The sequence below is a fragment of the Flavobacterium sp. R1_16 genome (assembly GCF_057652095.1).
The window spans coordinates 738,526-750,937 of sequence record NZ_JBYFCG010000001.1 but is presented as its reverse complement, the minus strand read 5'-3'; the positions used below and the strand labels follow the sequence as shown (position 1 = coordinate 750,937).

The window sequence follows — 12,412 nt, the reverse complement described above, 5'->3', positions numbered from 1 at the left end:
TTAAATTTTCAGTGCTATTTTTCAGTTATTTTTTCTCTTACAGATTAAAAAAAGGATTTTAAAAAGATATATTTTCTTTTAAAATTTAAATTTTAAAAAATTATTTCTTATTTTAAAAACAAAAATACTAATTTTTTCTTTTTAATTTATTTTTATGGTTTCCTAAATAACTAACCCAAAAAGATATCAAAATGATAATTGGAATCCCTAAAGAAATTAAAAACAACGAAAATCGTGTAGGGCTAACCCCTGCTGGAGTTGCTGAAATGAAAAAATACGGGCATAAAGTATATGTTCAAACAAATGCAGGAGAAGGAAGTGGCTTCAGCAATGACGAATACAGCGATGCTGGCGCACAAATCCTTCCATCAATTGAAGACATCTATGGTATCGCTGAAATGATAATTAAGGTGAAAGAGCCTATAGCATCAGAATACAAACTAATCAAAAAGGATCAATTATTATTTACTTATTTCCATTTTGCATCATCAGAACCTCTAACTCATGCTATGATAGAAAGTGGTGCTATTTGTCTAGCCTACGAAACTGTTGAAAAATCAGACAGAAGCTTACCGTTGCTAATACCAATGTCAGAAGTTGCTGGTCGCATGGCAATTCAACAAGGTGCTAAATATTTAGAAAAACCTCAAAAAGGAAAAGGTGTTTTATTAGGCGGTGTTCCTGGCGTTCTTCCTGCTAAAGTACTAATTTTAGGTGGTGGAATTGTAGGAACTCAAGCCGCTAAAATGGCTGCTGGCCTAGGAGCAAGAGTGGTAATTATGGATGTAAATTTGCAACGTTTACGCCATTTATCTGATATCATGCCTCAGAATGTGACTACAATTATGTCAAACCATTATAACATCCGTGAAGCGATAGTTCAGGCTGACCTTGTAGTTGGTGCGGTGCTAATTCCTGGTGCTAAAGCCCCACATCTAATCACTCGTGACATGCTTAAATTAATGCGCCCAGGAACTGTTGTTGTAGATGTGGCTGTAGACCAAGGTGGCTGTATAGAAACATGTACACCAACTACTCATGAAAATCCAACATTCATCATTGACGATATTGTTCATTATTGTGTTGCCAATATGCCTGGCGCCGTACCTTACACATCTACACTTGCTTTAACTAATGCAACTTTGCCTTATGCATTGCAATTAGCCAACAGAGGTTGGAAAACTGCTTGTATGGAAAATGAAGAATTGAGAAAAGGACTCAATATTGCCAAGGGAAAAATTGTATATCAAGGCGTAGCAGATGCCTGGGGATTACCTTACAATAAGGTAGAAAGCCTTCTGTAGTTAAAATATTACTGAATAATTTAAATCTCCATCAAATTATACAAATTGTTGGAGCTTTCTGCTATAAAAAATTGCTATTCCTGCTTAGGTTTTGACAAATAATAAATAGGAATTCCTATTACCATTATTAAAACTCCCCAACCGCAAGTACTCGTTTTTGTAAATAATAATGCCAAAGAAATCGCACTTGCTATAACTATATACAATGAAGGTAAATAGGGATAACCAAATGCTTTGTATGGTCTTTCTATTGTTGGCATTGTTTTACGAAGGATAAAAATGCCGTAGATAGTTAATATGTAAAATATCAATACGATAATGATAACAAAGTCTAATAAATCCCCATATTTTCCTGTCAAACACAAAGCAGAAGCCCAAATACATTGCGCCCATAATGCCCAAGCAGGCACACTGAATGAGTTGAGTGTTGCGGCTTTTTTGAAAAACAATCCGTCTTTTGCCATCGTATAATACACCCTAGCGCCAGCCATTATTAATCCATTGTTGCATGCAAAAGTAGATATCATAATCATAATGGCAATTATTAAAGTTCCTATGTTGCCAAATATGTATTCTGAGGCTACTACTGCTACCCTATCAGATTTAGCCGTTGCAATTTCATCAAACGGAATTACTGCTAAATACATCAAATTGGTTAACACATATATAATCGTCACTATAAAAGTGCCTAAAAAAAGACTCAACCCAACATTACGTTTTGGATTTTTAATTTCTCCAGCTATAAAAGTCACTCCAACCCAGGCATCGCTAGAAAATAATGATCCTACAATAGCGGCGGAAATTCCCGAGATTAAAGCAACCCCACTGATGGGCAACCAAGTTCCCGAATCTTTTACATAGGATTTGGTTGACCACATATCTGCCCAATTAGTATTCCAAATTTCAGCCTTTGCAGCCAAAAGAAATCCAAAAATGATTAGCCCAAAAAGGGACAAGATTTTTATAATTGTCAAAACGGTCTGCATCATTTTACTATTCTTAACTCCTCGACTATTTAAGTACGAGAGAAAAACAATAGTAACGATTGAAACAATCTGGGCAGCATTGAGTGTAAAGGCATTGATTTGTAATACAATATGTTCGTCACTCACTACTGGAAATAAATAGGCGGCAAATTTTGAGAATCCCACACCTACTGCTGCTATTGTACCTGTTTGAATAACTGCAAAAAAGCTCCAACCATATAAAAAAGCAACCAATTTCCCATAGGCCTCTCTTAGATACACATATTGTCCTCCCGCCTTTGGAAACATGGCACTCAATTCTCCATAACTAACTGCTGCTATCATGGTTATCAAACCTGATACAACCCAAATCAGTGTGAGCCAACCAGCAGAACCTATCTGTCGTGCAATATCTGAGCTTACAATAAATATTCCCGAGCCAATCATAGAGCCTACCACAAGCATTGTTCCATCCAACAATCCGAGTTCTCTTTTGAAATTTTCTTGCGTATTTTCTTCCATGATTTCTATTTTTTATTTGGTTAAAGATATAAAAAAGTTTATTGACCAACTCTTATTCTATTTTTTTAAAAAAATAATTGACACAAAATAACTTATGAAATTAAAACGATTTCGTAACAAAAAGCTATGCATTTAAGACATTTAATTTCTACTCTTATTCACATCTGATTGAATTTCCTAAAAAATTTACCCGTAATTTTTAGTGTCTTTTTTTTGAAATATAATAATTAAAAAACCAAAAATGCTGATAATTCTCAAAAGTTTTTTGCTTTTTGGTTAAAAATTTTAAATAAAATATATTTTATTTAATTTTGATAAGTCTCTGAAATATTAAGATAATGTTAAGTTTTATCTTGTTTACAAAACCATAACATGCTTTTCAGGAACAAGATTATTAACCAATTTAACTTTGTCTAAATTTATAAAATACTTCATAACACAAATTAAAGAAACGATATATGAAAATGAAAACTATTCTAAAATCAGCACTAAATTATGGTACCAAAACAATTAATGGAATATTGATTTCTTTAAATCTCCCCATCTATAAAAACCCTAAATACAACAGAAAGAAATACAAACATGCTTCAACATTTATTTTATTGCTGTTTTTTTTTGCTGGAGGAAACAGTTGGGGACAGACACTTCTTTTAACAGATGATTTTACGGGATATTCTGGTAATTTAGCTACAAATACTGGAGGAAGCCCAAGTGGAACTTGGACCAAAGGAGGATCTGGCCCTGATCCAATAATAACAAATACTACACCTTTGACCTATTCAGGCTACAATGGCGGTGGAGGAAATTATGTAGTTATGCCAACAGCCTCTTCAACAACAAGTAGAGTATACAAGGGGTTCACGGCTACAACTGCAGTTGGAAATACATTCTATGTTTCTTTTCTTTTAAGAATATCCACTACTCAATCTGCTGGAGATTATTTTATAAGTTTAGGCGATGCTGGTACTGGTAGTGCCTATGGCCCTAGACTTTTTGCTAGAACAAGTGGTGCAGGATTTAATATTGGAATAAGTAAATCTTTAACTAGTGCGAATTGGGGAAGCACTGTCTTTACCTTAAATACAACTTATCTTGTTGTGATGAGATTTTCTGGAGTCTCTGGTACAACAAATGATTTGGCTTATGTATGGGTTAATCCAAGTTTAGCTTCTGAACCTACAACAGGAAGTGCTGAATGTTTTGATACCTCTGGGACTGATACTGGTTACGCTAGTGGTAATGTAGGAAATTTTCATTGGCACAATCGTACAGGTAGTAATCCTACTGGAGCAATTGATGGCGTTCGTGTTGCCTCAGCTTCAACAAGTTCAAGCGCATGGACAACCTTGGCAGCTGCTGCCACAACTCCAACTATAACCCCAAGTCTTACTACTTTAACCACTAACGTCAATACTACCTATGGTAATGGTACTCCGAGTACCAGTTTTACAGTTTCTGGAACCAATATGACTGCAGGAATAGTAGTAAATCCTCCCGCTGGATATCAAGTTTCAACTTTTTCCGATTTTTCGAGTAATACTGGAACAAATGGGTCTGGAATTACAATTGGATCTTCAGGGACTATATCCACAACAACAGTTTATGTTCGCTTACTTCCTACCGCAACAGTATCGGGTTCACCATATTCAGGGAATATTGCTTTGACTAGTTCTGGTGCTACTACAGTAAATATAGCTACTGTTTCGAGCTCTGTATCTGCAAAAACACTTACCATAACAGGGGTTTCGGGAGTAGATAAAGTATACGATCGTACTACGACTGCTACACTATCTGGAACACCATCTTACAATGGTCTAGCTAATAGTGAATCATTTTCTGTGACTGGAACTCCTATCGCCAACTTTGCTACTGCTTTAGTTGGAGCTGCAAAAACAATAACAATTACAGGATATACAGCCCCTTCAACCAATTATTCCGTAACACAACCAAGCACATCTGCTGATATTACTCAAAAAGAATTAACCATTACAGGGATAACAGCAAATAATAAAATTTTCGATGGAAACACGACAGCAACGCTTTCAGGCACAGCTGCATTGTCTGGAGTTGTGTCACCAGATGATGTTACTCTAAGTGGCACTCCTACAGCAACATTTGCTTCAAGTGGCATAGCAACTGGAATTGCTGTAACTGTTTCTGGGTATACTATTAGCGGAACAGATTCTGGAAATTATTCACTAACACAGCCTGCTGGTCTTACAGCAGATATTACCTCTGCCTCTGCTCCAACTATTTCAACAACAGGAACTTTATCAGCTGTAAATACAACTTATGGTTCTCCATCAGCAACTCCTTCAACTTTTTCAGTTTCAGGAACTAATATGACCGCAGGAATTTTAATTACTCCACCCTCTACAAATTTTGAAGTATCACTAACTTCTGGTTCAGGGTATGCTGACAACCTTACTGTTGGAGCAGCTGGAACAATTGCGGCAACGGATGTATACATTCGGCTAAAACCTACAGCCTCTGTTGCAGCTTCGCCATACAGTGGAAATATTGTTTTATCGAGTTCAGGTGCATCTAATGTAAATGTGGCTACGGTATCTAGTTCGGTTACTGCAAAAGTATTAACTATAACAGGTATTTCTGGAACCAACAAAGTCTATGACAAAACAACTACGGCATCTTTAACAGGAACACCATCTTACAATGGTCTAGCTAATAGTGAATCGTTTTCTGTGACAGGAACTCTTTTAGCCAATTTTACAGATTCAAATGTAGGAACAAATATAAGTATCTCAGTTACTGGCTATACAGCACCTTCCACAAATTATACCGTAACTCAGCCAAGTGTGATAGCTGACATAACTCCAAAAATAATTACAGTTTCAGGAGCTTCAGTAACAACTAAAACCTACACTGGAACCAATCCAGCTACTATTACGGGTGCTACATTAGTAGGAGTTATTTCTGGTGATACAGTAACTGTAAGTGGTGGTGGAACTTTTACCACGGTAAGTGTTGGAACAGGAATCAGTGTGACAGCTACATTAACATTAGGTGGTGCCAATGCAGGAAATTATACTTTAACACAACCTACATTAACAGGAAATATTACAACTGCTCCATTGACAATCACAGGGTTAACGGGTTCTAACAAAGTATATGATGGAAATACTCCGGCTTCATTTACTGGAACTCCAACATATTCAGGATTACAAAATTCTGAATCGTTTAGTGTGTCTGGAACTCCAAGTGCTTCATTTGCTACAGCAACAGTAGGCACTGGAAAAAGCATAACTGTAACTGGTTACACTACTCCTTCAGCAAATTATACTGTAACTCAACCTACATTATCAGGAAATATTACTGCTAAAAATTTGACGGTAACTGGCGCTATAGCTAGTGATAAAGTGTATGATAGATTAAATACTGCTACAATTACAGGTTCAACATTGGTAGGTGTAATAGGTGGAGATATTGTAACGATTACAACTTCGGGTACTTTTGCAAGCATTGATGTGGGCTCTGGAATCTCCGTTACTTCTACCCAGACTTTAAGTGGGGCTCAAGCTTCTAATTATACCGTAACATTACCAACAGGATTAACTGCAAATATTAACCAAAAAGCGTTGACAATAACTTCCGCAATTGCCTCAAATAAAGTCTTTGATGGTAATACAACCGCAACAATTACAGGAACATTAACTGGAATCATTTCACCTGATGTTGTTACATTAAATGGTACAGGGACTTTTGCTTCATCTGCTATTGCAAATGGTATAACCGTAACCTCAACTTCGACCCTCGCTGGTCTTCAAGCTGGAAATTACTCTTTAACTCAACCAACTGGGTTAACAGCAAATATTACCCCTAATAATTTGAGTGATGTATCATTTAACAGCGGGTCATCTGCAAGTACCAATTCAAATATAGATTACACACTTTATCAAGGAACCACACTAACAAGCACTGGAACTGGAACAAATGGTAGCGTAGGAGTAATGGGATTTTATGTACGTGATGGCGGTGCTTCTTTATCAGATTTAGATAATGTTGGAACAGAACTAACAGCTATAAGTTTCGCTGTTACGAATGTATCCAACATCCGTTCAGCAAGATTATTTGACGGGACTTCTCCATTAGGCACTCCCGTTACGGTTACTAGCTCACCAATAACATTTACAGGACTAACAGGAGTTATTGCAGCCGACAATTCTCAATTAGCATTAAATTTACGTATTACTTTTAAATCTTCTGTGACAGATAATCAGCAACTACAATTTACTGTTTCATCGGTAACTGCAAATGCTACTGGATCTACTTTTGCTGCAACTAACGGTGGTGCTCCTGCTTCATCTACAACAAGTGATATAAATAGAATTGAAGTAACTGCAACAAAAATTTCAGTAGACACCCCGCCAGTGAACACATCAGTAAATACAAATATGACTGCCTTTACATTTAAGTTTGAAGATGCTAATAATAACTTGGATTTCGACACAAATCGAACAGTAAATTTAACAACAACAGGCACCAATATATCTCCAAGTACACCATCAGTTACAATAACTGCTCCACATACTGGCATAGCTACATTCAATACAGTACAGTTCACATCTGGGCCTCAAACAGGTATTACTTTAACAGCAACAACCACTGGTTTAACCACAAATACAATAACAACTTCACCATTTGATGTTATTTCATTTTTAAATAATGATTTTAGAACCATACTAGGATCAAGCCTTTTATGGTCTACCGTAGCACATTGGGAACGTTTTGATGGGACAAATTGGGTAGCTGCAACTGGAGTACCAGGATCTACAAGAAGAGTTTGGATTAGAGGTACTATGGGTAGCGTTCCCTCAACTACAGTTCGTGAATTGACTATTGAAAATAATGGAACATTAACATCGTCTAATGCTATGTCTGTTTCTGATAAATTGCTTATTCAGAACGGAGGTAAATTTGTAATGAATGCTTTCTTAACAATGGATAATGACTCTAATGGATCATTATTTGAAATTGAAGATAATGGTACATTTGAATATTCAAGCGCAAGTTCATCACCACAGTTATTTCAGGGAGACGAAAATTTTCATCCTAATTCTAATTTCATCATTAATAATTGGGATAACGGAACAGACTTTGTACATCCAACAGCATCACCTAGTAGAGAAATTACAGCAAGAACTTATTTTAACACCAATACAGGAGCCAATTACACTGCATTATTTGGAAATTTATACTATAAAGATAATTCAGGGAGTGATGCCAGACTTGTAACATCAACAGGAACTCCAAGTCTTAATCTTACTCATGGAAATTTAGAAATAGAAAGTACACTTATTGATACTGATGAAATTAGATTAATGGGAGGAGCTCAAACCATTGGCATTGGTGGAGATGTAATAGTAAAAGATGGATATTTTGTTTTTTGTAGTGGTAGTTCTTCCGCACAGGCTGTAAACATTGAAGGAAACCTCAAAATACAAGGGTCAAATAATGCAGCAGTAGTTATTGGAGGTGTTGCTAACTCTTCAACTTCCAATGTAAATCTAAAAGGCAACCTAGACGTAAGTGGCGCTAATAGACTTCTAAGCGTGGATTTAACAAATTGTTTTTTAAATTTCGCTGGTCCATCAACTGTATTAGACTCGCAAACTGTAGATTTTGATTCATATAATAGCGGAACTGGCCCATATAATCAAGGAGTATCTTTCAATATCAGTAGTGGTGCTTACGCTAAAATTATTAATCAAGATTGGGCACTTGGAGACGAATCAGACATAACCGTGAAAACATTAGGAGTATTAGATTTTGGTTTTAGTTCAACCAATGTTGCATTAAATGTTATTGAAGCCGGATTAACTACTCCCATTAATTCAGATTTTGACTTGGAATCTAGAGGAACGCTAAAAATTACATCACCTCAAGGAATCACAGCAAGTTCTAATGCTGGTAACGTCAGAACCAACCTTGATGCCACATCTAGAGTTTATAGCAATACAGGTATTTATCATTACATTGGAAAGGAAAATCAAGTTACAGGAGATGGCTTGCCAACTTCAAATTTTGGAAAAAGAGTAATTGTAGAAATGGACTTAAACACATTGACGCTCACTCCTCCTTCAATAATACCTATTACTAATAATGATGCTATTGGAAACAGCTATCCCGGAGGATTAGAAATTAAAAACGGAATTGTGCAAGGAACAACAACTGCAGACTTTACAGGCACAGGAGTACTAATTATGTCGGGGGGACTATATCAAATAAATGTACCAACCTCTACGAGTATTGTTCCTAGGTTAGATGGCGCATATAGTTTAACGGGGGGTGTTATTGAATTAAATGCCACAGCTGACCAAACATTACGCGGCAACAGAGATTATTTCAATCTAAAAATATCAGGTGCCAACATCACTGGAATAGATGATAAAACTCTTTCTGATGCTATAACTATATCAAATAACTTAGAGATTACAGGAACTCCAATTTTTGATACTGAAAATAAAGGAATGACTGGATCTGCTGGACTTAAGATGGATGGAGGAAGATTAAGAATGGCTAAATTAAACACTACTCTGCCAGAGCTTGATGCGACTACAATTGGTCAGTCATATGCTATCACAGGAGGCACAATAGAATGGTATGGATCAAACGCTAGTCAAACTCATTCTCTTCGTGGTACTTATGGCCTATCGAATATAAATATCAATTATAATAATATTGAATTGAATAGTACTGCTGCCAATGTTGCTGCCTTAAAAGCTAATGTAGTAGCACAAGCAGGTTTTGGTGTTGCTGGAACTATGAATGTAAATAGTCCAACCTGTTTTCAGTTGGCAAGTGGTTTTACAATTACAGATGCTGGAACAAGTACTTTTGAAATAAAATCTGGAGCTACATTTAAATATGGTGGCTCTATTGCTACAACTGGTGCCTCAGGAAATATTAGAACAGATACTAGAACTTTCTCATCTACAGCATCCTATGGCTTTGTAGGCTCTACAACACAAACAACTGGAACTGGATTGCCTTCGTCTATGATTAATCTTTACATGGATAAAGATACTTCGACCAATTTTGTAACTTTAAGTAGTTCAACAACGGTAACAGGAGCATTAACTTTTTATAAAGGCAAACTAGACACAACTACAAACAATCTTACTGTTGACACTACTGGAAGTATCTCTGGTGCTAGTAGTACAGATTATATTGTTACTAGTAGTTCAGGTACATTAACAAGAAATATAGGAGGTTCAGGAACTTTTGATTGCCCAATTGGATCTGCTACAGATTTTAACCCTTCATCGTTCGTATGGTCTGCTGCACCCGGAATATCAGCATTTTCCATACGCTACATTGCCTCCACAGCAACTAATGGCTCTGGGCTGCCAGCACAAGCAGGCTGTGTATCGGCGTCGACTTTATTGAATAATGGATATTGGTTAACAACAAGTACAGGCACAGCAATAAATACTCCTAATATTAGCTTTTCACGAAATGGTCATACCAATGCAGGAGCTAATCTAAATCTTCATGCTATTGTTAGAAGAAATAATTCAGCCTCAGCATGGGGAGTTGCAGGAACGTGGACAGACCCTGGTTCAACTATAATTAGCCCTGCTGGAATAGGACAAATTTCACTAACTCAAACCAACTTAGCGACGACAAATAATTTTGCAGGAGAATTTGCTATTGCAACTGGAGCTAACGATACTTCCTCGTCCGCAGTTCTAACAGCGGCAGCTTCTAAAATTTGCTCTGGGACAAGTCCAAATTTGAGTGTAGCCATTACAGGTAGTGGTTCTTTATACAATCTGGTTTATACCGATGGCACATCTAATTTTTCAGTTACTAATTACAGCTCAGGAACTCCTATTATTGCGTCCGTGACCAGTTCAAACACAACCTATTCATTGGTATCTGTAACTAGCTCAGGAGGTTGTATAGGCACTGGAAATAGTGGTTCGCCAACGGTTAATGTCGGCGGAACAGCTACTTGGAGCGGAAGTTGGATTCCTAGCGCACCTAGTATAACAGATGATGTTATTTTTAATTCTGGAACAGTCTATAATGTACCTGCACACATCACGGCATGTGCTATGACAGTAAAAGGAACTGCTCAAGTTACCATACCCACCAACTATAATGTTACATTGAGCGGTGCATTAATAGTTGAAAACGGAGGTAGTTTTACCCTTGAAAACAATGCTAACTTAATTCAAAGTGGTTCGGGTAATCCTAATACTGGCAACATAAAATCAAGAAGAGACAGTTCTCCATTATATCTTTTAGATTATACCTTATGGTCATCACCCGTTGAAAACCAAAATTTATATAATTTCTCACCTGATACAGCTGCGAATCGTTTTTATATTTATGATGAGCCTACAGACCAATACAATACTATATCCTCAGGAAATAATTTTACAATTGGACGAGGTTATTTGATTCGAGTGCCAAGAACATTCTCTTCTACTACTCAAACAGTATACAATAGCGCTTTCACTGGCAAACCCAACAGTGGCGATATCACTTACAGTATGAGTAAATCCTTGAATGGATTTAATGCTGTAGGAAATCCGTATCCTTCACAAATCAATGTACATAATTTCATTGATGCTAATATTGCTAACATTCAAGGAACACTTTACTTCTGGAGAAAAAGAAACAATCCATTGGCTACCAGTTATGCTACTTTAACTAAATTAGCTTATGCTTCGAATGCTGCTGCAGGAGGTGATACAGGAAGTACTTATTTTAATACCTCCACCACACCTGCTGCCAACTGGGTTATCAATGTAGGACAAGGCTTTTTTGTTCAAGCCAAAAGCGCATCGAATTTAGTCTTTACCAATGCTATGAGAAGAGGAACCAATAATGGCAATCAGTTCTTTAGAACCAGCACCAATTTAGTAGACGAACCAAATACTTTTAAACTGAATTTGACCAGTACCAATGGTGTGTTTAGTCAAATGGTTTTGGGCTATTCATCAGAATATACCCTTGGGGTTGATGATGGAATCGACGGATTCAATATCAACAACACAAATTATTTGTGTAGTAGTATTGAAGGCGCTGCTTATGTAATTCAAGGCCGTCCAGAGTTTTCCTCTACCGATGTGGTTCCATTACAATACAAAATTGACAATGCAGACCAATACAGTATTGCTATTGAGCAATTAAGTGGCGTTTTTGTAACCCAAGATGTGTTCTTGAAAGACAAGTTGACCAATACCATTCACGATTTGAAATCGGGACCGTATGACTTTGGTTCTGAATCGGGTAATTTCAAGGAACGTTTTGAAGTGGTTTATGAAAATCCATTAGCGGTAAATCAAAACACCTTCAATGAAAACAATGTGGTAGTGTACAAGCAGAATCAAGAATTAGTCATCAATACGGGTAAAATACCAATGTCAAATGTCAAAGTATATGATATTAGAGGAAGACTTCTCATTGCTAAAGACCATATTGATGCAAACCAAGTGCGATTGTTTACAGGAAGTACTCAGGAAGTACTTTTGGTTAAAATCACTTCAGATACTTATGGTACGATAACTAAAAAAGTAGTCAACTAAAATATCCTATTTTTATACCTAAAAAGCCCTTTCAGCAGCGAAAGGGCTTTTTTTATGCAAAACA

The 12,412-nt window shown here is 36.7% G+C and carries 3 protein-coding genes; 2 read left to right on the top strand and 1 reads right to left on the bottom strand.

Annotated features, from left to right (window positions below; translation table 11 throughout):
* The first annotated feature begins 191 nt into the window (after positions 1–191).
* The gene (gene ald / locus AC23L6_RS03150; protein ID WP_487560845.1) at positions 192–1,304 is read left to right on the top strand and encodes an alanine dehydrogenase; all 1,113 of its coding nucleotides are present in this window, start codon (positions 192–194) and stop codon (positions 1,302–1,304) included.
* 74 nt (positions 1,305–1,378) lie between these two features.
* On the opposite strand, the gene AC23L6_RS03145 is transcribed toward ald, so the two are convergent.
* The gene (locus tag AC23L6_RS03145) at positions 1,379–2,791 is read right to left on the bottom strand and encodes an APC family permease (protein ID WP_487560844.1); all 1,413 of its coding nucleotides are present in this window, start codon (positions 2,789–2,791) and stop codon (positions 1,379–1,381) included.
* A 464-nt stretch (positions 2,792–3,255) separates the two neighbouring features.
* Between AC23L6_RS03145 and AC23L6_RS03140 the strand changes: the two genes are divergently transcribed.
* Positions 3,256–12,348 carry a YDG domain-containing protein gene (locus tag AC23L6_RS03140; protein WP_487560843.1) on the top strand — a complete coding sequence of 3,031 codons (9,093 nt, stop codon included), beginning with the start codon at positions 3,256–3,258 and terminating at the stop codon, positions 12,346–12,348.
* Positions 12,349–12,412: the final 64 nt, after the last annotated feature.